At 66.9% G+C, this 423-nt stretch carries 1 protein-coding gene; it reads right to left on the bottom strand.

The window, feature by feature from the left end; genetic code table 11:
• Positions 1–423, bottom strand: a 423-nt coding sequence (locus tag EN818_RS30875) for an ABC transporter permease (protein WP_135906607.1), incomplete at both ends; no start/stop codon positions are given.

Consider the following 423-nt stretch of genomic DNA (forward strand, 5'->3'; position numbering starts at 1 on the left):
CCGCCCTGCAGAACGAAGGCAAGATTGTTCGAGATCAGGCCGGCGATGATGACCTCGCCCAGCGTCTTGGCGGCGACCGTCGATCCGATGGTCGCGGTGGCGAGGCCGATGACCACAGAGAGCCGAATACCGCCGAGGATCACCGGGGCGCTCAGAGGCAGCTCGACCTTCATCAGCCTTTGCCAGCCGGTCATGCCGGCGCCGCGCGCCGCTTCCATGACATTGCCCGGCAGCGGGGGCAGCGCGGTCAGCGCATTCTCGAATATCGGCAGCAGCCTATAGCGGAAGAGCGCTATCCGCGTCGGCTTCTCGCCGAAACCGACGGCCGGTACCGCAAGCGCCAGAACGGCAACCGGCGGGAAGGTCTGGCCGATATTGACCAGGCTGCGCGACAAGGGCAGGAACTCGGCGCCTGCCGGCCTG

The sequence above is a fragment of the Mesorhizobium sp. M3A.F.Ca.ET.175.01.1.1 genome (assembly GCF_004791945.1).
GTDB lineage: Bacteria > Pseudomonadota > Alphaproteobacteria > Rhizobiales > Rhizobiaceae > Mesorhizobium.